The sequence below is a fragment of the Psychromonas sp. genome (assembly GCF_041586535.1).
In the GTDB taxonomy this organism is placed as follows: domain Bacteria; phylum Pseudomonadota; class Gammaproteobacteria; order Enterobacterales; family Psychromonadaceae; genus Psychromonas.
Map to the genome: position 1 here is coordinate 18,815 of NZ_JBFGZY010000008.1, position 23,172 is coordinate 41,986.

Sequence of the window (23,172 nt, forward strand, 5' to 3'; positions counted from 1 at the left end):
ATAGGGCGTTTTCTGATTATCCCTAAGAAGGGAGCATCACGGCAGCTTAATTACCCACCACCTGAATCACTCTGCTTCAAAATTACCGCACTTATACCCATTCAAATTACATTTAGTGAAAATAAATTGAGATCTTGACTATGCTCTGACCTACGAAAAATGGGATAAGGCTGATGCCGAGGACGGCTCCCCATTGAGCCGCCGTCAGCGGCGTTGTTTGTAGCACATCGGAGAGACCGGGCAGATGCACTGCGATAAACAGCAGGCTCGTACAGAGGGCGAGCGACGCCCAGATCCAGGGGTTACGCACGATATCATTGGATAGGAGTCGGGAATCCGGCTCTCGGAGGTTAAACACAAACCAAAGCTTGGCAAATCCCAGTGTGAGAAAGGACATGGTTACCGCAGTATTTTGTGGAACCTGAAACCCCTGCAATCCCGTAGCCAGTGCGGCGAGTACACAGGCGGCGATGAGGATGCTCCAGCCGGCAATGGCCTTCCATTGCTTAGCCGTCAGCACTGCTTCGCCGGGATCACGCGGAGGGTGGTGCATAACGCAGGGGTTGCCTTTATTGACGCCCAGTGCGAGCGCCGGAAAGACATCTGTGACCACATTTAAGAATAAAATCTGCAGCGGCAGCAGCGGAAGCGGCGCGCCGGAAACTGCAGTCACAGCAACAGCCAGCACCTCGGCGGCATTTGTACAGAGCATAAAGATCACCGCTTTACGAATGTTGCCAAAGATGACGCGCCCCTGCCGCACGGCGGCGACGATCGAGGAAAATGCATCATCGCGCAGCACCATGTCGGCGACTTGACGTGCGGCGTCGGTGCCGCGCTGTCCCATTGCGATACCGATGTCGGCCTTCTTCAACGCGGGGGCATCGTTCACTCCATCGCCGGTCATGGCCACAGTTTCGCCGGCATTCTGGTAGAGCTGAATAAGGTTGAGTTTTTGCTCGGGGCTGACCCGGGCGAACACGTCCGTTGCATGGATTTGCTTACGATCCTCGTGGTCAAGCTGGTTAAGATTTTTCAAATCTTTGCCGTGCATAACCGCGAGTTCTTCTTCAGGCTCCCCGAGTCCGGTCTTGCGGGCGATGGCCTCGGCGGTGCGCGGCTGATCGCCGGTTACCATAACCACACGGATCCCGGCGCGCTCGCATTCATCGATAGCGTTGCGAACATCCGGGCGCGGCGGATCGAGCAGGCCGACAAGACCAATAAAGCGAAGTTCTTGATAGGGCTCGATGTCCTTGTTATCGACCTGTTTGTCGGCAAAAGCCAGGATGCGCAGGCCCTCACCCGCCAATTCATCACAGCGTGCCTGCCAGTATTTTCGATCCTGATTGTTTAATTCCCGGGTATTTCCGTCGGATTCTGCGATCCTCGAACAGGATTCGAGCACGGCTCCCGGTGCACCTTTAACCATCACCTCACATCCGTCGCGGCTTAAGTGATAAGTCGCCATCATCATCACGCTAGGATCAAAAGGTACCTCCCTCTGCTCGGGTTGCATCTGCAGTTTTTCGGCGCGCAATATTCCATAGCGCTTGCCGGCCTCAAGCAGAGCGACTTCCATGGGATCGCCCTGGACGTCTTCATTGTCGGCCCCCTCGAGCGTCGCATTGTTACACAGCACGCCTATTTCCAAAAGGCGCAGCAAGAGCGCCTCCTGCGATCCGGACGGCTTGACGTCATCCGCTATCTCAACGCTGCCGGCATCGGTATCCAGAGTACGGAGCACCATCTTGTTATCAGTGAGTGTGCCAGTCTTGTCGGTGAAAATGATACGCGTCGCGCCGAGCGTTTCCACCGCGCTCAAACGGCGGATCAGTGCATTGCGTTGCGCCATCACCCACATACCCCGGGCAAGCGCGATGGTGGCCACAATAGGCAACCCCTCCGGCACCGCCGCAACCCCGAGAGCGATACCGGTCTCGATCATTTGCTGCAGGGGCCTGCCCATCAACAACCCCGCTGCCGTCACCGCCAAGCCGCAGCTGAGGGCAACCCAGCCAAGACGACCACCGAGCCGATCAAGACGTTTCTGCAAGGGAGCCTTCATTGCCGCAGCGTCCTGAACCATGCGTGAAATACTGCCCAGTTCGGTGTCCATCCCGGTGGCCACGACGACGGCGATGCCGCACCCTTCCGTCACCGATGTTCCCTTGAAAAGCAGTCCCGATTGCTCGGCGAGAGGCGCATCCGCCGCGACCGGTTTGACCGTCTTGCTTACGGGTACCGACTCACCGGTGAGCGCAGCTTCGTTAACCTGCAGGTTTTCGGCTTCGAGGATTCGCAGATCCGCAGCCACCAGATTTCCACGGGAGAGCAGAACGATGTCGCCAGCCACCAGCTCTTCGCTGTTGACATCTAAAGCGACGCCGTCCCGCCGGATCTTGACTTTACTTTCGCTCATCCGATACAGAGCCTGCATCGACTGCATCGCATTCCATTCACTGACGAAGCTAATGCCCGTATTAATGATAATCACCGCTGCCACCGCGATAGCTTCTGGCCATTGTCCGCTTACAATAGCCACCAGCATCGCCACCACTAGAATCAATATGACAATATTACGGACCTGATCGAGTAGCACACGCCACAGGGAGCGCTGGTGAGCCTCTTGCAGTTTGTTCGGCCCCTGCTCTTCAAGGCGCTCGGCAGCAGCAGAGGCTGACAAGCCTTTTTCCAGATCGACACCTAGTTTACGGGTGACTTCCTCTCCCGTTTGGGGTGCAAATTGTTCAGTCGCGGACATGAGCTGCTAACCAGCTATTTCGCTGATGCCGCCGGGAGCTTTGCAGCCAAAGACGATCTCGGGATGTTCTCTGCTTCGTAACATCTGGCGGCGTTGCTGGTCAGCCGAGATAAGCACGGCGAACTGAACAATGATGTTAGGTTTGCTGTTTTGCGTAGAAAATTTTATGGAAAATGGAAAATCAGCTTGAAAGTGATCATTAAAGCCACGCACAAAATAAAATAGTAAAACCTGAAAAATGGGCAAAAAATAGCTGTAAGGGAGCATATTCAATGTTTTTCATGTCGTTGAATTGAATAAAAAGCTTAGTTAGAAAATGGCTAAGAGTAAAGGAAAGATATAAGCGCTACATCTAATCTAAGCTCTGAAACAGACTTACTATCTTAATCTGCAGTGACTCTATTTCCCCCCCCCCTTTTTTTTTGCAAATATACAAAAGTTTATCGATTTTTTTAAAAATTGCATCTTTACAGTCATCACCACTAATTTCTGTAATCCCTATACTCAGTGTTAGGTTAATACTGTCTTCAACACAAATATTTTTATCAGATTAGACCATAAAACTCCGCTGCTTTAGCTCGGGGGTATAAGGTCTTGAGCACGAAGTGCTCATGTTGCTTGCAGAATTAATCAACTTGTTTTCTAATTTTTTCTACAACTATTTTACTCTCTGCCTGAAGTCTAACAATAAACTCCTCACCACCTATTCTAAAAAGCATATCACCACTCTAGTACTAGATTTTAAAGCGTTAGCTATATCTTTAAGTACAACATCTCCAAAGCGATGCCCATAAGTATCATTTATCTTTTTAAAATTATCAGCGTCAAAAATAGCGATGGAAAAAATAGTCCCATACCTTTTATCCAGGTAGACTAATTCTTCAATTTTTTCACCATAGGCTTTTCTATTTTTAATTTCTGTTAGAATGACTTAAGAATTTAACCACTCTTTTCTTATCCTGCTTCGTAATCGTTTGCACGCGTGATAAGTTATGTATTCGGTATAGCGTAAACCATAAATAAGAGAAAAAATTCATGAAAACTGTCAGTTTGATTAATATTGAAGAGGAAGGTGTAGACCTTATTTGATCATTTGCTGTCTATGAGTCAGAACCATTCGATATAGAAAGTCTGATCCTTATGAGGACGCCGGTTTATGAGCATATTCTGGATAAACATAAGCGTGGTGTTAGGTACCGATAATATTGAAATTTCTGATCAGGAAAAAAATATGTTCTGGATATGAGTCGTATCGGCAAAGAAAATATAAATAAATTAGAAGAAATCATACAGAAAATGAATTTTGATAATAGCTTCACTATAGTCAGAATCTAGCAAGACAGTATCTTAAGGCAAGAAGTTGAAAAAACGGACGTTAACATTGTTAGTTCAAGTGCAGTAGCTTCGATTACATGTACTATTTTATCTTTTCAGTATTGGCAATAATCATTGTTGGCTTATTTTTTATAGCTATCCACCTGGGTTTTCGTGCCCCTATCAACAAAGAAACAGGCAACCCCAAAGATCTTCTTGGTGTTAACTATCATCAGCTTCATATTCCGATCAATGCAGGCAAACAATTATTTGCCTGGTTGCTTCCAGTATCTGATTCCAATGAAACGCTTATTATCCTGCATGGCTGGGGCAGTAATGCGGAAATGATGCTGCCCCTTGCAGCACTCTTTTATAAAGCGGGTATTAATATTGTTCTTTTCGATGCCAGAAGCCATGGTAGCAGTGATCCGGACACTTTTTCATCATTACCCCGTTTTGCAGAAGACCTGGGAAATGTTATCGATTGGTTAAAGCAGCACCATCCCGACCGCGCTAAAAAGATTGCCTTGTCAGGGCATTCTGTTGGTGCCGGCGCGGTATTATTCGAAGCATCTAAACGTCAGGATATTGCGGCGGTTATCAGTATTTCAGCATTTGCACATCCTGAATGGATGATGCAGCGTTATTTAAAAAGGTTTTATGTACCAGCATTAGTCAGACAACTGGTCATGCGTTATGTGGAGTGGGTAATAGGACATCGCTTTGCTACATTTGCGCCGCTAAGCACGGTTTGTAAAATAAACTGCCCGATACTGATCGTTCATGGCAAAGAGGATACAACCATCCCCATCGAAGACGCCAGAGCAATCATAGCAAACTGTCCTGAACCACATTTAAGCTTGCTGGAAATAGAAAATGCGAACCATGATTCCGTTGATAAAATAGAACAACATTGTGAGAAACTTATTCACTTTCTACGAGTATCCGGGTTTAATATTTAACCCCTTCCTACATTATTAAACAATTCTCTTCACCCTGTTACATAAGCAAAGTGATTAATATCCGCTTTATCGGATACAATTACCCTGATTCAGGCTACCAGATCCAAGGTATGAATGCTTTATTGCTTTTTTGATATGTTCGGTACCCCGGATAGTGCGCGCATAAAGCTTTTTCTTCAACACGCGCTTTTAAAACCAGCACAACAATCAGCAATAACCACCCACCTAATTTCCAATAACTAAACTGGCAAAAAAGAATACCTAAACCGCCAAAGAAGAGGGAGCTGTACATAGGATGGCGAATATATTTATAAGGTCCGTGAACAATCAATATCCCCGTTTCTTTGGGATGCGGACGAACATTAAAATTACCTGGGCGGTTAGCCATTAATGCAGACAAAGCTATAAAACCGGAAAGCAGAATGAATAATAAACCGACAATGGAAACCTTTAAAGTTGCCAACGGCCAGGCAATCACCACCAGCAGTATAAATTGCGCGATCACATAAACCATAACATCCCCCTATTTTCTTCTAAAAACGCAAACAATACTATAGCCAGTCAAGTGTGTTATTTTAGCTTTTTTTGAATAAATCAGAAATAACGACCTGGCTATTACAGCGTTTTTAACTTTCCCAAAACAGATTAAATAATGCGTTGTTGTTCAGGGTTTTCTGCAGCGCTGATAACAATAGCAATTGATTTTGAATTAGGTGTAAAGGTAAAGTCACCGTAGTTACCTAACGCTACTAACGGGTTTGTTTCCGGGTAATAAGCCGCTGCATTACCGCAGGGAATGTCGTAACCTATCACCGTAAAGTTAGTGACTTTTCGGATCACATCATCTCCCCATAAGGCTTCAATATCGACTTTATCACCGCAGCTTAGCCCTAACGCACTGATATCTTCGTCGTTAAGCATAACAATATTACGATCGCCACTTAACCCGCGGTATCTGTCGCTAAAACCGTAAATCGTGGTGTTGTATTGATCATGAGATCTTAGTGTCTGCAAAACAAAGATACGATTTTTTGTTAACGCGCGTTGCGATTCAGGGACAATTGCTTCGGGTAGAGGGAAACTATGGAATTGCGCTTTATTATCACTGCTATTCCAACGACGCTGTGCAGCAGCATTACCCAAATAAAACCCGCCGGGTGATGCTAAACGCTTATTCATATCAGTAAATCCCGGAATCGTTGCGCTGATAAGATCACGAATCAGATCATAATCATTAATAAGATCAAGCCAGTTAACGGGAGTATTACCCAATGTTGCTTGCGCCATACCCGCAACAATCGCTGGCTCTGAGCGCATTTGTCGCGTATCACTTTCTACAACGCCCTGAGACGCGTGCACCATAGAGAATGAATCTTCTACGGTTATTTTTTGTGATTTTCCCGCTTGAAGATCAATATCAGTACGGCCTAAACAAGGTAGAATTAATGCTGACTTGCCCGGATATAAATGAGTGCGGTTTAATTTTGTCGCAATATTTACGGTTAAATCACATTGACTCATCGCCTGACGTGTAATTTCGGTGTCCGGCATCGCCGCAACAAAATTCCCGCCTAAACCAATAAAGACTTTACTGTCACCGCGAAGCATCGCTTCTACTGCCTGTACGGCATTGTGCCCTATTTGTGCAGAAGGTCTAAAGTTAAAGGTTTTTTCGATACTTTCCAACAGCACTTTATTCGGTTTTTCATTTATCCCCATGGTGCGATCACCCTGCACATTAGAGTGTCCACGTACCGGACACAAACCTGCGCCCTGTTTACCCACATTAGCAAACAGTAGCTGCAGATTAGTTAATTCGTGAATCGTTGCTACTGAGTGCTTATGCTGGGTCACTCCCATTGCCCAGGTAATAATAACCCTTTTTGCTTTCTGATAAATATCTGCAGCCGTTCTGATTTGTTCTTTAGATAAACCGGATTGCTGAACAATCAAATCCCAGGGCGTTTGTTTTACCTGTACTAAATAACTATCTGAACCACTGGTATGCTCGGCAATAAAATCAACATCAAACACTTGTTCATTATTTAATAATGCTTGTTCATGGCGATCCAGTAAGATTTTAACCATACCGCGAACAGCTGCCATATCACCACCTAAATTGGGCGTGAAATATTGACTTGATAATTTTGTTGCTCCCCCCAGTACCATATGTGCTGCTGATTGTGGATTAGCAAAACGTTGTAAACCACGCTCTTTTAAGGTATTGAAGCTGACAATACTTGCGCCACGTTGTGTCGCATGATTTAAAGTATGTAACATACGCGGATGGTTGGTGCCGGGGTTTTGACCAAAAATGAAAATGGCATCCGTATGTTCAAAATCTTCCATCGTTACGGTGCCTTTACCAACACCGAGCGCCTGGCCCAGAGCATAACCACTGGCTTCATGACACATATTTGAGCAATCCGGAAAATTGTTTGTACCAAATTTTCTGACAAATAATTGGTATAAAAAAGCCGCCTCATTACTGGCGCGTCCCGAAGTGTAAAACTCAGCTTGGTTGGGGTTCTCTAAGGCATTTAAATGTTGTGCAATTAATGCAAAGGCTTTATCCCAGCTGATCACCTGATATTTATCCGTTTCCGCGTTATAAACCATCGGTTCTGAAAGGCGTCCCTGATCTTCAAGGTAATAATCACTTTGCTTACGCAGCGCAGCCACGGAATAGTCTGCGAAAAACTCAGGTGTTAATCGACGCGAAGTCGCCTCCCAGTTAACCGCTTTTGCACCATTTTCACAAAAACGAAAACGCTCATTTTTATCTTCTTCACCCCAGGCACACCCGGGACAATCAAAGCCGTGATCCTGATTGGTTTTGAGCAGGTTCCTAACGTTTTTCGCTAAATTTTCGCTATGCAGCAAATGTTTCGCAGTGCTTGCAAGAGAACCCCATCCACCAGCTGCCGCCGTATATTTTTTAACACTCATGAAAACCTACCTATATGCTTTGTGCTTATTATTGATATTGATACTGTTTTTTGTAGCGATGAGGTACATCGATATACTTCATAAAACTGGCTAACTAGCTACTTTTGTTATTAAACGAAAGCCACCGTGGTAGACATTGCAGCTGTTTTCACTGACAAAACCCAGTAGCGTAATATTAAATTGTTTGGCTACAGCTATCGCCAGGCTGGATGGTGCACCGATCGCCACAACAACGGGAATTTTTGCTGCAACCGCTTTTTGCATCAATTCAAAACTGATGCGTCCACTTAGCATTAATATATGCTGATCGCTGCAAATATTTTCCGTCAATATCTCGCCAATCACCTTATCAACGGCATTATGTCTGCCGACATCTTCTTTGATAGACAAACAGCCTTGGAGAGCAAATATACCGGCACTGTGCACACTGCCGGTGGCCGAAAAAAGAGATTGCTGCTGCCTTAGCTGCTTAGGGAGAGCAAGAACAGATGAGAGAGGCAACCAGTGTGGTTTATCATCGATTTCGACATTAAAAGTACGCGCTAACTTTTTAATATCATTTGTGCCGCAAATGCCGCAACCAGAATGGCTAACAAATTGTCGGGTTAATGTTTTCCAATCAAAAATAACGGAGCGGTGTAAAGTAATATCACATTGATTATGTTCACTGCTGATAATTGACTGGATTTGTTCGGCATGGCTAATTATTGCGTAGGATAATAATAACCCGGTTACCAAAAAGGCATCTTCGCCCGGCGTCCGCATGGTAACCATAAAGGTTTTTTCGAGTTGCTGTTGTGTTTTTTGGCAGGTCCAATGTAATACAATATTTAAAGGCTCTTCACTGATAACCATATCCTCACTCAACCGCGTATCAAGGATCCCATCCGCAGATAAACGGTAACGCTGCCGATTAACATGTTGACATGGTTGTTCGTCCATTTACTTCCCTTTATATTGTTATTACTTTGAATAAATAATATTGATTGTTATTCAATCCATACAATCCAAATAACTATCTGATATTAATGAATTACTGTGCATTAATTAGAGTTCGCTTTTATAACATATTTATGATGAAAATATGAGATCCAATGCTATTTTTTGTTAATAGGTTTTTATATTCTTTAACTTTTTGGCAACAAGCAAAGTTAAAAGAGGCGCAACTAACACCTTGTTGCTTGCTTATAAAACAGGAAGAGTGAGCGTGGAAGATAGGAATGCCACTAATATACGTTGCTGGAACGGCTGTACCAAACAGTCGATCAATTTATTGATTACGTTGCGCATAGCCGTTGAAATAAACCATAACACTTTACAGCAGGGTTGGCTGGTTCAAACAGCCCTTTTCCTGAGTTTTCAGGTCGACTAGAGCGCCATATAGTTTAAAAAACGGACTGCGAATTAATTTCTCGATATCTGTAAAGTATAACTACACTTAGAGGAATATAATCATTATCAATTAAGGATTAGAGATGAAAAGATTAGTTATCAAAGTTGGGAGTGCAGTGTTAACACACAAAAATAATATTGCTAAAGAAAGAATGTTGAACCTGGTAAGTCTGATATCAAAGTTAAAAAGTAAATATGATGTCGTGCTAGTAACTTCCGGTGCTGTTGCCGCGGGTTATTCGGCACTTAAGTTAGACAAAACGATGCAGATAGGTAAAAAAGCGATAGCAGCAGCCGGCCAGCCAATACTAATGACCAGTTATAAAAAGAAATTTGATATTTATGACATAGATACAGCGCAAATACTATTGACTGAAGACGATTTCGATTCCAGAAAAAGAACTAAAATGTTTCAGGAAATTATTGATGCCCATCTTAGCAATGATATCCTGCCCATAGTAAATGAAAATGATATAACTTCAACACCGGAACAGCTTTTTGGTGATAATGACCAGCTCTCAGCCAATGTTGCACACGCGATAAAAGCTGATTTGTTAGTCATTCTTAGTGATATTGATGGTTATTATGATAAAAATCCTCAAGAGCATAAAGATGCAAAGATTTATAAAGTTATTCATGAGATTCCAAAAGATGCATTAAAAGATGATAGTACGCCAAATAATGATTTTGCAACGGGCGGCATAGTTACCAAGCTGAAAGCTGCAGACTTCATGTTAAAAAAAGGCAGAAAAATGTTTTTGTCAAATGGCTTTAAACTCTCTTATACAGAAGAGTTCTTGTTAAATGGCACCCATACTTTAGGTACACTCTTTGAAGCAAAGAAAGAAAAAATAATTTAAATATAGGGGATCGAAATGAAAGCATTTCTAGAAGAGGCAAAAGCTGCGAGTAGAGTTTTATCAATAATTAGTGGAAGTGAAAAAAACAGAATATTAAAAGAGATGGCAGATGCCCTGAGAGTAAACACAAAAGATTTACTTGCAGCAAATGCACTGGATATGACAGAGGCAGATAAAAGTAATTTAAGCCCCGCACTTAAGGATAGGCTGCTTTTAGATGAGAGTCGTGTTGATACAATGGCAGTGGCAATAGAAGAGATAGCAGCACTAAATGAACCGGTTGGTCGTGTGCTTGATGGTTGGGTAACTGAAGATGGACTTAAGATAGAGAAGACCTCTATTCCTATTGGAGTGATTGGCATTATTTACGAGTCTCGTCCAAATGTTACATCGGATACAGCAGCACTTTGTTTTAAAAGCTCGAATGTCTGCGTATTAAAAGGTGGTAAAGAAGCTGAACATTCGAATAAAGCTATTGCAAAAGTTTTGCAAGCTGTTTTAGGCAAAAACTCATTACCAAAATCTTTAATTTCCCTTATCCCCGATTCATCAAGAGAAGGGGTAGCAAGACTGATTAAGATGGACAAGTATGTCGATTTGATTATTCCTCGCGGTGGAGCGGGACTAATAAAGTATGTAAGTGAAAATGCAACTGTCAGTGTTGTTAAACATGATAAAGGGCAGTGTCATACCTATATAGATAAAGATGCAAAAATAGATCGTGCTATCGCTATAGCACTAAATGCCAAAGTACAAAGGCCAGGTGTTTGTAATGCAATGGAGACACTTTTAGTTGATAGTGCGATAGCAAAAGATACTTTACCTCTGTTAAAGATTGAGTTCGACAAAGCCCATACGGAGCTCAAAGGATGTAAAAACACTCAGGATATCATCTCAGTGAAAGATGCTACTGATGAAGATTACGATACTGAGTATTTGGCTAATATCTTAAATATAAAAGTTGTAGATGGAGTGGATGGAGCAATTGAGCATGTTGTAAAATTTAGCTCAGGTCATTCAGAAGCAATTATCACTGAAAATATATCAACAGCTGAAAAGTTTTTAAATTCAATAGACGCAGCCTGTGTATATGTTAACGCCTCAACGCGTTTCACCGATGGTGGCGCTTTTGGCTTCGGTGCAGAGGTAGGCATCAGTACTAACAAGCTTCACGCCCGTGGACCAATGGGCATAGAGGGCTTAACGACTTATAAGTTTAAGATTTATGGAAGTGGACAGGTTAGGGAATGAGCTTCCCTCCCCCACTAAACTAACTCGCTTAGGTCCAGAATAACACTGCATGATACACAGGGATGATGGGATGAACACCTCAAGTTGTATCGGCGTCACAATGCGCCATTATTGAAGTAAAGTTATCAATAACATAACAAGAGGTGTTCGATATGAAAGTTACATTAATTGGGATTGATTTAGCAAAAAATATTTTTCAACAGAAATAAAGAAACGAAATAAAGGACATCCAAACCTTTAAAAAAATATTAATAAAAAGCTAAAGCAATAACCACAAATGATCGGCTTTTTATGCGCTGAAGTTATAAAAAAGTTAATTTGTTGTAGTTGGGTAAAATAATGAGGAATTTTCAAAATTTAAGCCATTAGCATCCCTTAGAAAAATACTAATGAGAAAAAAGATTGATGCAAAGGAATTTTAATGCAGCAGTCGCTGTAACTTGTTTTTTCCGGCTATCCAACGTTTACCAGTGTGCTCAGCAAATAAAGTAAGTTCATATAATATTCGGTTATTTATTTCGATCAAGGAGCAGAATGCCAATGAAATCCCCCGTTGATAGCACGTTGCAAAAACACCAAGAGCTTGTTCATTGCGCGTTGATGCAGGTTAACTCTCATGTCCAGCGTTTTAATGGTGAATGTGTGCTCAATACCCTGATGATGGATGGATACGATTGCCCGTTTAAATACTGTCGGGATTATAAATATCAGAACCTTGAAGGCAAACAGGTCGAGCTCTCCTATTATCCCGCAATCGAACTGATCGCCGGCTTGGAAGTGGATATCATGAAGGTGGTACAGATCAAGGCCATTTGAATGTGCTGATCAGCCTTGTTGTTACTTTGATGCTAATGTTGATAAAAGGCATGTCAACCATTAATATCCCATTTATTGCGGTCCGTAAGTCGTGTTTATCACGCTCAAAATCGGGATTTGCAAACCAATACACTGTTAGATGATCATATGGAGCCCTACTAATAAAAATGAGCAATCGACCTAAAAAATATTCATTCGCCTTGAATCCAGATCCTGACTATAAGGTTAGTAAATGCCCCCAGTGCCATAAATCTACATTTAAACGAAAGTTTCCATTGGTGATTCATGTTGATAATGCAAAAAATTTACTTAATCTTGGTTTTACCTGTAAGTATTGTGCAAAATGTGAATTTATCGTAGCAGATAAATATGACTTACAAACTGAATTAACAATTGCTTTTGAAAAGTTAGATCCTGCCTGTATTGGCAATGAATACATGGTGATAGGAACTTCAGATAAAAGATTATGGAACAAACAGATGCAGCAAAACAGGACGACATCTATAGAAAACTTTCAAATAATAGAGTTCGAATCAGTATATAGTTTACAAAGTGATGGTTGAATCACCTATCAAGGCAATCAAATCGGTTGATAAATTACGGTTATAGTGATTTTTGTGCCTTGAGCACCGTATAGTTTAACGGTACGGTGAATTGTGCGACAGCATAGTGTCACGAAAAAACTCTTTTTACCTGCTTTTCTCTTACTGTTGAGTGTTGAGAGAAAAAGAACTAAGTCACCGTCATGGCGAAACACCTTGCAATTAAGGTTACACCACCAGCCAACAAACAAAGACCATCAGCAAACTTGCAAATTCATAATACATGAGTTCATGTTTAATTTATCTTTAACGCAAATTCACCCTGGGCTGGTGGTGCTGTCATCACTTTATCGAGCAAAAACATGCTTTGTGCAAAGTAAGGGTTATAGGTGAGACGGGCGTGAATTTTACCGGGTTCGCGGTAGCCCCATGCAGAGTACCAGACTTCCTCGCCCTGAGCACATAGGAGTTGCAGCCCTTCCTCCTGGCCGTTATCGCATATTCGATTGCGCCCGCTGATGCCGTATTCAGGATTGTCGGGGGAAAATAACAACCCCATATGTGAGCCATTGGAAATACGTTGTTCGGGCAGCTTCATGCTGAAGCGCACAGCCCGCTCATCATTCAAAGGGGTTTCACCCTGCCATACCAGAACGTTATCCGGGTGATCCATTTTTTCAGTGAAGACCTGCAGCGCATATTGGGTATTAATGACACTGTCACCCTCGCTGATCATCATAAAAACCGGCCGCTGAAAAGAGTTCCCGGCAAGCTTGTTACGAACGGTTTCGGAAGTCTGGTAATATACCGCAGCACCATTCATAGGCAAAGAGTTATAGCGCAGGTAATTATCTTCGGGATCCTGATCCGCCCAGGTGACAAATAAACTGGCGGCCCCAGCCCAGGAAACAATATCACTTTCCGGTTTAAAGGCCGGCGAAAACAGCAGCAGACCTTGAATATCATCATCCTGAATAGCCTCTGCCGTCACCAGATTAGCACCTGTGGAGTAGCCGCCCAGCCAGACTTTTTCGGAGACCTGCTTAAGCAGTTGACTGTGATGGTGAACCACACCCAGCCAGTCTGCTTGACTCGGCAAGATCAGATCGCCCACTTTTGAACCATGCCCCGGTAACAAAATAGTGCGCACCAGATAGCCTTTTCCCGCCAGGTGACGGGCAATATCAACAAATGAGTATGGCGAATCTCCAAGACCGTGTACCAGCAGTACCGATTCTCCATTGGGCACTTCGGGCTGGTATTCGCCTGGCAGGTTGAGAGCTATCTCACGCGCCTGGTTGTCGCTGATAAATACGCGGTTATCCTCAAGCCATCGGCGGGTATCGGCCACATATTCGCTAAAGCTGGCCTGATTAAAGCGTGGCAGTGATGCTGAAGCTGCATAACTTGGATTATCCGCTTTTCCGGAGCAGCCTTGAAGCAGAAAATAAGCGCCAGTCACAGCCAGCATAACTGCGGCTGACAACATCTTTTTATTAGCCGGGAAAGTAGCATTTTTCTTTTGCTGATATTTGTTCATAAAACTGTCCAGTAAATCCTGTGATTAGCGGATTAAAATACTTGATAAATAAGGTAATGTTGAATTTAATGATTCACCGTTTTTTCTTAGCCAGCATCCCCCGAACCGCTCCCCCTTGAATTTCTTTTCCCCCTATCCAGCGACATAAAGGAAAAGCGAGGAAAAAGCAGATATCCGAATTTTTATAAATAAAGATCTCAATTATATATGCTGATAGTCCTGTTCTCACTATGACGGCTTCTGCTGGATATACGTAAGACCATTACAAAGGGTTCACTTCTATCCTCATACTCAACATAAGAAAAAAGAACAAGATGCGGACTAAAAAAAAGGATGCGCAGTGCTTATCCGCTCATGATAGTAGACTGTCGCATAGCCACTATGGGGAATAATTGAATCACCATCGTTAACCTGCTCAACAGGCCGATTAAACCTACTTTTTAAAAGCCTGTTGCCATTGCCCTAATGTTACTGCATATGTCGTTTTTGTCGCTGCGCTAGCTTATTTGGACTTGCCGATTGTTTTTGCAGCCCAGCGTAAAGATTGAGGGTATTGAAATGACCTTTTAATTTCGTTTCGGCGTAATCTAATTCCATTTTCGAAACAACAAGTTGATGTTTTTCAGGGAATAAAGCCTCAACCGCTTGTGACACCAGTTCATATAACCTTTTAAGATTAATCTGGTGCGTTTGCTCCGTTTTGTTAAACAACCAATTTGAGATTGCCATAAAATCGTCAAAAGCATGTTCAGATAAAATATGTGCTAGCGAATGTTTAAAGCGCCCTGAGTTACCTATCATATCCCAATATCTTGCAAAGCGATTAACCCGTTGCATGGTCGAAAAATCAATACGATCTGTACTTAATATATTAAATGGAGGCAGAGGGCTGAAACGCAGATCAAATGCTTCAGTGTGCCGGATAATTGGGCTTCCTTTGAGGCGTTTTAAAATACCCATCTGAATTTCGTGAGGCTGGCATAAATAAAGTTCGTCGAAACTTTCCCTGAATGTGTCGAGAGTCTCACCCGGCAATCCAAAAATAAGATCAGCATGGATATGAGCATTAGTATTCTCTTTTAGCCACAGCAGATTTTGTTTTGACTTCGGGTTATTCTGCTTACGACTGATATTTGCCTGCACTTCCTGGTTAAAAGTTTGGATTCCCACTTCAAACTGCCTTCGGGAAAGTGAGTTACAGCACTGACAAACGGAACTGAGCGGACATGATCTTTTTTGCCAGCTTTGGGGCACAAGCGAATTAGAAAATTATTTTCTGAATAAATGATCAGACTCACTATACCGTTTCAGAGCTGAATCAATATATAACACAACCATGTACTATGATTATTTGCAGTCGTAAGATAAAATGACTTGAGAAAGTGACTGATTATCAAAACGCTTCTCACACGCGATGCTTGTGTCTACTTTACAGGTTCTACGTTAGTACAGATCATCTATGAAAAATATAAGGAAACAATTAATTATGTCAGGTTTAGACAACCAAGATAGTAACCCGAACAGTGAAAAAAACCAACTTAAAGCCTTACTCGATCAGCCTATTGAAGATTTACCACTAATATCTCTGTACCGTATCAGATACCTGGCTACTGAGCTTTCTATGGAAGGTGTAGTAGCACACGCTCAACAGATTATTGATAAACGTCAGCAACCAAAGTCGTAACAACGAACTTACCATAAACAAGAGAAGACTAAACATTAGCTATCACTTCAGGACGAAAGCGAGATAGCTTTTCACGCTCGCAGGAGTTTTCGGGCTAGCAGAAATAAAAGGCAAAATAAAAAGGCAAAATAAAGGACATCCAAACCTTTAAAAAAATATTAAAACCAAAATAAAGGACATCCAAACCTTTAAAAAAATATTAATAAAAAGCTAAAGCAATAACCACAAATGATCGGTTTTTTATGCGCTGAAGTTATAAAAAAGTTAATTTGTTGTAGTTGGGTAAAATAATGAGGAATTTTCAGAGTTTAAGCCATTAGCATCCCTTAGAAAAATGCTAATGAGAAAAAAGATTGTTGCAAAGGAATTTTAATGCAGCAGTCGCTGTAACTTGTTTTTTCCGGCTATCCAACGTTTACCAGTGTGCTCAGCAAATAAAGCAAGTTCATCAAGTGAACCTACTGCGCCATAATAATTTTTGCCAAAACTACAGGCTAATTCTAACCAAGTTTCACTGTCTAAACCGAGCGAACTAAGTAGAGTGGGTATTTGCACACTAATAGCGCCGCGTTTATCATCTCTAATAACCCGTCCAGTCCAATCTACAAGCTCTAAATAATCGATAAGAGCATAGGGGATCCCTTCTGGCTGTTCATTACATTCGCCAGCCACAAAACCAAATAAAGGTTTACAGACACTATCAGTACACACCTTGTCTTCTTCAGAAGAACGACTATGAACTCGCTCAAATATAGAGGTATATTCTGATTTTTCAAGGCGTTCAGCCAGTTTCGCACGAATAGGATTTAGATCAACATAAGCCATACAAGTTAACAAGGCCTGTTTATCGAGTAAAGCTTGTGATTTAAACCGCCCTTCCCAGAATCGTCCTTTGCAATTATCTTCTTTATTAGCTTTACGGGCAATAAACTCATTTAATGAACGCATGAACCAAGAAATATCAAGTAAGCGATGACGCCATTTCCTTATCACTTCCAATGCTACATTAATTTCAGTTTCCGGTGCTAACTCTCCTTTTAGCCAACGAGATACAATTGCTGAACCGGAATAAAGTCGATACCAACGATTGCAGATTTCCTTATCAGAACAAGCGCTGATTTCTGCTTCATTTACATGTAAAACGAGATGATAGTGGTTAGACATAATGGAGTAAGCGCAAACATCAATAGCAAAAATATCACTGAGTTGATGAATGCGATCAACCATCCATTGACGCCGGTGTTCAAAACTTTGACCACTATATTGATCTTCACCACACAAAAAAGCACGACGTACGCAACGAGAAATACAATGATAGTAAGGTGTATCAACAAGTGAAATTAACGAAGATCGAGATTGCGTCATGCTCACCCCTGTGAACTGTATATAAAAACACTGTTTATATAGTAGGTGTAAACTCGTTATCCGTCAAAAAGGTTTGGCTGTCCCCCAATTTACTACCTCAATTTACTATACGGGGATTAATTTGCGTTTACAGTATACCTACCTATATTTCTATTAACTGGCATATCATTTTATTGAAGGGTCTGCGTATCAAATAGAATAAGAGGTCACTAAAATATGTTGCTGGACCACCTGTACCAAATAGTCGATCAATTTATTGATAAAGCAAACGCTGCATTTGCCCAACCGGGTACTTACATACAAATCGGCATTATTTTAGCAATCTACGCTACTGCATTCGCGATTGCCAATCGCATCAGAAAATATGCACCATTTCTTGATACTCAATCTGATAAGGTCGCCGTTCACCCCTTGCGGAGATTTACCCGTAAGTTAGGCGGTTTGATATTTCCGGTACTCGCTATCTTTATGTTGCGGATATCGATCGAAATAAATGATAACACTGTAAACCAGGGTTGGCTGGTTCAAACTGCGTTCACCATTGCCATATTACTTTTATTTCATTCAATAATCCGTAACTTCGTCCGTAACAAAGTAGCCGCCGGTATATTCAGATGGGTGGGTCTGCCGCTGTTATTTCTGCACCTGTACGGTTTCCTGGGCAGCTTAATAGGAATACTCGAATCCATATCAGTCAATCTCGGGAATATTCAGATTTCAATCTACGGTATCGCTCGCGTAACTATTTTCGGAACGCTTTTGTTCTGGCTTGGGCGCATCAGCAGCAAAACTGGCCGTGAGTTCATCTCCCATCAGGAAAGTCTCGATAAACGCACCCGGGAAGTAGCCTCTAAACTATTCGAGATTTCGATTTTCATCATCATTTCATTGCTCATACTGCAGATTATGGGCATCAACCTGACGACACTCGCAGTGTTCGGTGGCGCTTTGGGCGTCGGAATAGGCTTGGGACTACAGGCAATTGCTTCCAATTTTATTTCAGGGATTATCATTCTGCTGGACCGGTCACTATCTATTGGAGATTATGTTGAGCTCGAAGATGGGCGTACTGGCGTCGTGCGCGAATTAAATATGCGCGCGACAACATTGGAAACATTTGATGGCAAGGATATTGTGGTCCCAAATGAAAAATTCATAGCAGGAACCTTTACAAACTGGACGCACAAGGACAAAAGCCAACGTTACCGGGTCGATTTTTCAGTCGCTTATCATTCCGATGTGAGAGAACTTGTGGATATTGTTAAGAAAGTGGTTGCCAGTCACCCGCAGGTTTTCAGTGGTGATAATGTCCCCCTGGAAGAGCGTCCCGATTGTGAAATCGACAGTTTCGGTGATTCAGGCATTAACATGTTTGTCGAGTTCTGGATGGAAGGCATAGATGACGGCAAAAATCGTGTAGGAGGTGACCTTCTGTTAATGATTCTGGAGGCCCTGCAGGAGCATGGTTTTGAAATACCATTCCCACAACGGGAAGTACGCATATTAAACAGTAACGTTCCGTGCAATAACAAGCTCAACAAGTAAGCAAGTCGCGGATAAGTTCAGGTCGAAAACACCTGCATTGAAAGAAATGATATGTGTGACAGTCGAAGGCCTATAACCAACCAGCTGAATTAGGATCCTTACATCAAGAAAAGGAAAAAGACGAGCTACCCAAACCTTCCACACTCTCTTTGTATACCGCAAGCTATAACACCAATCTGCTTTATCAGCGGTCAGGTTAAATTTATTTAACGCGACTTTATCAATGACCGCTGCAGAAAAGCCGAATAACGAAAAACAGCACAGATTAAATTTAACAAATCATTCCTCTGCAATAGAATAACCCGTTGAACATCAAACCAATATCACTTAGAGTACGGTGCTTTTAAGAAGCCAAGCAGTAAAGGAATCATTCTCCGCTCTGCAGCCTTCGCTGGCATCATAAAGATGACGCCAGGTTATGAAGTGCCTGCTTCAATGTTGCATTTTCCTTCTTTAAGAAATACTGTAATTAAAAAACAGGATTACACCTTTGTTTGCCAATATGAGAACTTATTATCCTTAAGTGCTAAAAAAATTATTCTTTAATAACCCTATGGAGACGCAAAATGCTTTTATCGAATAAAGCGTGGAGAAACAGATTCGGGCGAAAGCATATTTCCGGTGCATTTTGCCGGTTATCTATTTTCTCTGTTGCATTTTTAGGCCTGACATTAGCCACAGTTTCCCGACAAACGAAAGCAGAAGAGGCGGTCACGGTTGCCATTGCCGCCCCCATGGTGGGTAACAGTTTCTCGATTGGCATCCAGTACAATGCAGGTGTCACTGCAGCCATCGATGCCTTACCTGGAGGGTTATTACTGGGAAGAAAGTTACATATTAAAACCTACGATGACAAATGCAGTACTCCGATTGCGGAGAAGGTAGCCGAGGATCTCGTTCTTGATCCTCCGGCTGTGGTGATCGGTCATTCCTGTTCGATGGCAACAATTGCAGCTGCACCTGTTTATGCACGTCACAATATACTGCAGATCACCCCGGCGTCCACCCAACCCAAAGTGACCGAGATGGGCATCAAGACAATCTTTCGCATGATTGGCAGAGATGATGTTCAGGGCGAAATCGCTGCGCAGCGAATCGCGAAGCGTCACCCAGGTGAAAAAGTCGGTGTTTTTTACTTTCCCGGAGGTTATTCTGTGGAGCTCGCTCGAACGGCTATGGATGCCTTGGAAAAACAAGGCATTAAAGCAGTTCATACAGCGATTGGCATTGCTTCAGCGTCATCCTATGCAGAAGATATCCAGGACTTTATTGATGCGGAAGTTGATGTTCTCTACCTGGTCGGGGGCGGGCTAGATAGCGGTGTGTTTGTGCGCCAGGTTAAGCAGATGGATGCACCCTTCGATATCATCAGCAGTGATACGTTAGTGTCAAAGGTGTTTATAGAAACAGCTGGCTCGGCAGGCGAAGATATTCCATTTACATTTCCCCCTGAAGCCTCAGAATTGTTCACTGCGACGCAGGCTGTAGCTGCGCTCAAAAAACAAGGCGAAGAGCCGGCCGGTTATACTCTGTTCGCCTATGCGGCAACGCAAACTTGGATTGAAGGTGTTCGCAGAGCCAATTCTTTTGATACAAATTTAGTAGCCGCCGCGATTCGCCAGGCACCGATTGAAACCGTCCTTGGCCGGGTTTCTTTTGACATGAAAGGAGATATCCATACCAACTACCCGGCCTTTTCCTGGTATACCTGGAAAAGAGGTAAGCGTGTTTCAGTGGATTAAACCTTTCTGTTTTAAGTTGTCCAGATTGACTCGACGAGTACCTCAGTCAGCCGCAGGTTTAAGTATTCGCAGGAGCTTGCTACTGGGTTTCGCAGCCATGGCCGCGGTTATGATTCTGGCCACTCTGGTTGCGCTTTTCAGTAGCAATCAGATCAGTAAGTCAATGGACATTATTATTGAGCAGCGACTGCCGACAATGATGCACACATTACGGGTGGCCAACGCTGTGGATGCACTTGCCGCAAGCGGCATTTCGCTGCAATCCGTTAGCAGTGAAAGCGATCGGCAGCATGCCGCGCAAAAATTGAACAATGCAATAACTGAGTTTGAGCAATCCCTGAGTGGCATTGACAGCATGGCAGCGGAAATGCGGGATGTGCGTCGTTTTGCGGCTGCGTTAACCGAGAATCTGCACAGCTTGCACACCATGGCTGAGCAGCGGATTGCTATGCTGCAAGAGCGTCAATTCGCACGCGAACGGCTGTTCTCCAACCTGCAAACCTTTAAGCAGCATTTGACCTATCGCGTGCGCATCATTGAAGCAGATAATGATCTTATCAATCACTTACTGTCTCGACCCTCGCCCCCTATGGAGCGAATAGTCGCAATGGCACGAAGCTCTGCGCAATGGAATCCGGTGCAGCGTTTCTACCGGGAGGTAGAGACCATCAGCAGACACACCCTGTCGGCCACCCAGGATCCAACGCTCTCTGCACTGGGGGTTTCACGGCAAACCTTATCAATTGCTCTGCTCGAAGCCGATATTACTTTTAAAAAGCTTCCCGCCGAGATCCACTCAAAGCTTGATAGATCATTCACCGAACTTCAGGAAATAGTGCTGGCAGAAAGCGGGTTACTGACGTTTCGCAAACGAGAATTATTGCTGGCAATTGACAGCCAAAACCTGATCAGTGAGAACCACCGACTAACCCACCTTATTGATCAAGCCGCTTCGGCCCTGATGAATCAGGAGGTTTCAGAGACAAACAATGCCGGCATGACCACTGAGCAAATACAACAAAAATACATGTTCATTCTCCTTTTGGTCACCTGTATCGGATTACTCGGCATTGCCGCCCTGATGTATTTTCATATAATACGTAATGTCATACTGCGCTTGTCCTGGCTAAGCGAATCCATGCTGTCTATTGCTGCAGGAAGACTTGACACTCCCTTGCCGCCATCCGGTAATGATGAGCTCGGACGTCTGGGTGTTGCCATCCGTCAATTTCAGAAAACGGCCGTTAATGCGGAGCTCAGGGAAGCTGATTTGCGTCTCAGTAAGCAAAAAGCAGAATTCTTCTACTCAGATCTGAAACAGAAGAGCCAGGAATTGGAGATAATGAACAGCAAACTAGAGAAGCTTTCCATAACGGACTTTTTAACCGGGCTTGCAAACCGTCGTCATTTTGACGAGAGTCTTGCTACAGAATGGACCAGAGCAATGCGAACAGGCCAACCCTTAGCCCTGATCATGATCGATGTTGATCACTTTAAAAATTTCAACGACAGATATGGGCATCAGGCAGGAGATGAGTGCCTGAAAAAAGTGGCAGGCGCTTTAACGGCCAATGCGTGCAGAGCAGGTGATCTCGTGGCTCGTTACGGCGGGGAAGAGTTCAGCATTATTTCAGCCGAAACGGATTTGGCCGGAGCCCGTGAATTGGCCGAGAAACTGCGACGGGCTGTTCAGGCAATGTCTTTGGTCAATGAGGGTAGTACATTAGGCATAGTCACCATTAGTCTGGGCATCGCTGTTTGCATTCCCGACAGAAAGAATACGGCAAGCGATTTAGTTTGTGTCGCCGACAAGGCTCTTTACCAGGCCAAGACAAGCGGACGAAACCGAAGCAAAGGTTTCGCAGAGCTTCAACAACGGGAAACAGTTAAGATTAACAATATGTAAGCTCGCGATAAGCAGAGCTCCTGTGTTGCAGAAGGAATAAGCAGCTAGAGCACCATATAGTTTAAAAACGAACGCCAGAGCTGACTAAGAATCGCTCAGGCGAGAGCCCAAATGATCGCAGGTAAGGCAAATTTTTGAAGATCTAGTGGGCCTAAATCGAAAAAATTTAACGCAACATGCGATCATTTGGGCTCTCGCTGGTGCTGTTTTTTTAAACTATATGGTGCGGGTTAAAGCTGTGAGCGGTGAGTTAGGGACTGTGTCCCGGTTAGGTGTGGCTACAATTCATGTTTTGCTTAAACACTCGGATCTTATACCCATGTTACTTCAAAATGCTTTGTCAGGCACGAGCTCGGAGACCAGAGCAAGACGCAACATGAGGTAATGGTTATTCCCTTCTCGATTGGTGCAACGCAGCACTGGTTTTCGAGCTAGCGCCCCGTAGGGCAAGGTAAATTGCACCAATCTGCTTTGTTATAAAATTTCTATGTAGAATAACTATACTTCAATTTTATGCCTGGCATCTCGGCACAATTTGCC

General features: G+C 43.3%; 17 protein-coding genes. 9 read left to right on the forward strand and 8 right to left on the reverse strand.

From position 1 onward, the window contains the following. Positions 1–112 precede the first annotated feature (112 nt). Together ABZA00_RS01915 and ABZA00_RS01920 are read right to left on the reverse strand one after the other, a co-directional pair. Positions 113–2,764 carry a cation-translocating P-type ATPase gene (locus ABZA00_RS01915; protein ID WP_372880452.1) on the reverse strand — a complete coding sequence of 884 codons (2,652 nt, stop codon included), beginning with the start codon at positions 2,762–2,764 and terminating at the stop codon, positions 113–115. Positions 2,765–3,467: 703 nt separating this feature from the next. Then, positions 3,468–3,692 carry a GGDEF domain-containing protein gene (locus ABZA00_RS01920; RefSeq protein WP_372880469.1) on the reverse strand — a complete coding sequence of 75 codons (225 nt, stop codon included), beginning with the start codon at positions 3,690–3,692 and terminating at the stop codon, positions 3,468–3,470. Positions 3,693–4,176: 484 nt separating this feature from the next. On the opposite strand from ABZA00_RS01920, the gene ABZA00_RS01925 reads away from it, so the two are divergent. Beyond that, a complete protein-coding gene (locus ABZA00_RS01925) occupies positions 4,177–5,040 on the forward strand; it encodes an alpha/beta hydrolase (protein ID WP_372880453.1) in 864 nt (287 codons plus the stop codon). A 94-nt stretch (positions 5,041–5,134) separates the two neighbouring features. Here the strand turns inward: ABZA00_RS01925 and ABZA00_RS01930 are convergent, their stop codons facing one another. From ABZA00_RS01930 to fdhD, 3 genes are all read right to left on the reverse strand, one after another. After that, positions 5,135–5,554 carry an isoprenylcysteine carboxylmethyltransferase family protein gene (locus ABZA00_RS01930; RefSeq protein WP_372880454.1) on the reverse strand — a complete coding sequence of 140 codons (420 nt, stop codon included), beginning with the start codon at positions 5,552–5,554 and terminating at the stop codon, positions 5,135–5,137. Positions 5,555–5,685: 131 nt separating this feature from the next. Next, positions 5,686–7,989: an FdhF/YdeP family oxidoreductase gene (locus tag ABZA00_RS01935; protein WP_372880455.1), complete on the reverse strand. Its 2,304-nt coding sequence runs from the start codon at positions 7,987–7,989 to the stop codon at positions 5,686–5,688. Between the two features lie 90 nt (positions 7,990–8,079). Next, positions 8,080–8,931, reverse strand: a complete 852-nt coding sequence (gene fdhD, locus ABZA00_RS01940) for a formate dehydrogenase accessory sulfurtransferase FdhD (protein WP_372880456.1) — start codon at positions 8,929–8,931, stop codon at positions 8,080–8,082. A 533-nt stretch (positions 8,932–9,464) separates the two neighbouring features. On the opposite strand from fdhD, the gene proB reads away from it, so the two are divergent. The 4 genes from proB to ABZA00_RS01960 all read left to right on the forward strand — a co-directional run bounded on the left by proB (position 9,465) and on the right by ABZA00_RS01960 (position 12,871). Further along, positions 9,465–10,241, forward strand: coding sequence for a glutamate 5-kinase (gene proB, locus ABZA00_RS01945; protein WP_372880457.1), 777 nt, complete (start codon positions 9,465–9,467; stop codon positions 10,239–10,241). A 15-nt stretch (positions 10,242–10,256) separates the two neighbouring features. Further along, positions 10,257–11,492, forward strand: coding sequence for a glutamate-5-semialdehyde dehydrogenase (locus tag ABZA00_RS01950; RefSeq protein ID WP_372880458.1), 1,236 nt, complete (start codon positions 10,257–10,259; stop codon positions 11,490–11,492). Between the two features lie 534 nt (positions 11,493–12,026). Further along, positions 12,027–12,308: a hypothetical protein gene (locus ABZA00_RS01955; RefSeq protein WP_372880459.1), complete on the forward strand. Its 282-nt coding sequence runs from the start codon at positions 12,027–12,029 to the stop codon at positions 12,306–12,308. A gap of 167 nt (positions 12,309–12,475) precedes the next feature. After that, entirely contained in the window at positions 12,476–12,871 is a 396-nt protein-coding gene (locus ABZA00_RS01960) for a hypothetical protein (RefSeq protein ID WP_372880460.1), read from the forward strand. 274 nt (positions 12,872–13,145) lie between these two features. Here ABZA00_RS01960 and ABZA00_RS01965 read toward each other — a convergent pair whose 3' ends face one another. Continuing rightward, positions 13,146–14,390: an alpha/beta hydrolase gene (locus ABZA00_RS01965; protein ID WP_372880461.1), complete on the reverse strand. Its 1,245-nt coding sequence runs from the start codon at positions 14,388–14,390 to the stop codon at positions 13,146–13,148. 468 nt (positions 14,391–14,858) lie between these two features. Continuing rightward, positions 14,859–15,560, reverse strand: a complete 702-nt coding sequence (locus tag ABZA00_RS01970) for a DUF4080 domain-containing protein (RefSeq protein ID WP_372880462.1) — start codon at positions 15,558–15,560, stop codon at positions 14,859–14,861. A gap of 316 nt (positions 15,561–15,876) precedes the next feature. Here ABZA00_RS01970 and ABZA00_RS01975 point away from each other — a divergent pair, with 316 nt between their 5' ends. After that, positions 15,877–16,074, forward strand: coding sequence for a hypothetical protein (locus ABZA00_RS01975; protein ID WP_372880463.1), 198 nt, complete (start codon positions 15,877–15,879; stop codon positions 16,072–16,074). Positions 16,075–16,443: 369 nt separating this feature from the next. Here the strand turns inward: ABZA00_RS01975 and ABZA00_RS01980 are convergent, their stop codons facing one another. Further along, complete coding sequence (locus ABZA00_RS01980; protein ID WP_372880464.1) at positions 16,444–17,439, reverse strand: transposase; 996 nt, start codon at positions 17,437–17,439, stop codon at positions 16,444–16,446. A 216-nt stretch (positions 17,440–17,655) separates the two neighbouring features. On the opposite strand from ABZA00_RS01980, the gene ABZA00_RS01985 reads away from it, so the two are divergent. From ABZA00_RS01985 to ABZA00_RS01995, 3 genes are all read left to right on the forward strand, one after another. Next, complete coding sequence (locus ABZA00_RS01985; protein WP_372880465.1) at positions 17,656–18,984, forward strand: mechanosensitive ion channel family protein; 1,329 nt, start codon at positions 17,656–17,658, stop codon at positions 18,982–18,984. A 566-nt stretch (positions 18,985–19,550) separates the two neighbouring features. Next, positions 19,551–20,726, forward strand: a complete 1,176-nt coding sequence (locus ABZA00_RS01990; RefSeq protein ID WP_372880466.1) for a branched-chain amino acid ABC transporter substrate-binding protein — start codon at positions 19,551–19,553, stop codon at positions 20,724–20,726. A 25-nt stretch (positions 20,727–20,751) separates the two neighbouring features. Continuing rightward, a complete protein-coding gene (locus ABZA00_RS01995) occupies positions 20,752–22,632 on the forward strand; it encodes a diguanylate cyclase (protein ID WP_372880467.1) in 1,881 nt (626 codons plus the stop codon). Positions 22,633–23,172 lie beyond the last annotated feature (540 nt).

Bases quoted from the DNA above. Each gene is read 5' to 3' on its own strand.
- ABZA00_RS01975 (WP_372880463.1), top strand. From the start codon at position 15,877: ATGTCAGGTTTAGACAACCAAGATAGTAACCCGAACAGTGAAAAAAAC.
- ABZA00_RS01935 (WP_372880455.1), bottom strand. From the start codon at position 7,989: ATGAGTGTTAAAAAATATACGGCGGCAGCTGGTGGATGGGGTTCTCTT.
- proB (WP_372880457.1), top strand. From the start codon at position 9,465: ATGAAAAGATTAGTTATCAAAGTTGGGAGTGCAGTGTTAACACACAAA.
- ABZA00_RS01930 (WP_372880454.1), bottom strand. From the start codon at position 5,554: ATGGTTTATGTGATCGCGCAATTTATACTGCTGGTGGTGATTGCCTGG.
- ABZA00_RS01960 (WP_372880460.1), top strand. From the start codon at position 12,476: ATGAGCAATCGACCTAAAAAATATTCATTCGCCTTGAATCCAGATCCT.
- ABZA00_RS01955 (WP_372880459.1), top strand. From the start codon at position 12,027: ATGCCAATGAAATCCCCCGTTGATAGCACGTTGCAAAAACACCAAGAG.
- ABZA00_RS01990 (WP_372880466.1), top strand. From the start codon at position 19,551: ATGCTTTTATCGAATAAAGCGTGGAGAAACAGATTCGGGCGAAAGCAT.
- fdhD (WP_372880456.1), bottom strand. From the start codon at position 8,931: ATGGACGAACAACCATGTCAACATGTTAATCGGCAGCGTTACCGTTTA.
- ABZA00_RS01985 (WP_372880465.1), top strand. From the start codon at position 17,656: ATGTTGCTGGACCACCTGTACCAAATAGTCGATCAATTTATTGATAAA.
- ABZA00_RS01915 (WP_372880452.1), bottom strand. From the start codon at position 2,764: ATGTCCGCGACTGAACAATTTGCACCCCAAACGGGAGAGGAAGTCACC.
- ABZA00_RS01965 (WP_372880461.1), bottom strand. From the start codon at position 14,390: ATGAACAAATATCAGCAAAAGAAAAATGCTACTTTCCCGGCTAATAAA.
- ABZA00_RS01950 (WP_372880458.1), top strand. From the start codon at position 10,257: ATGAAAGCATTTCTAGAAGAGGCAAAAGCTGCGAGTAGAGTTTTATCA.
- ABZA00_RS01980 (WP_372880464.1), bottom strand. From the start codon at position 17,439: ATGACGCAATCTCGATCTTCGTTAATTTCACTTGTTGATACACCTTAC.
- ABZA00_RS01925 (WP_372880453.1), top strand. From the start codon at position 4,177: ATGTACTATTTTATCTTTTCAGTATTGGCAATAATCATTGTTGGCTTA.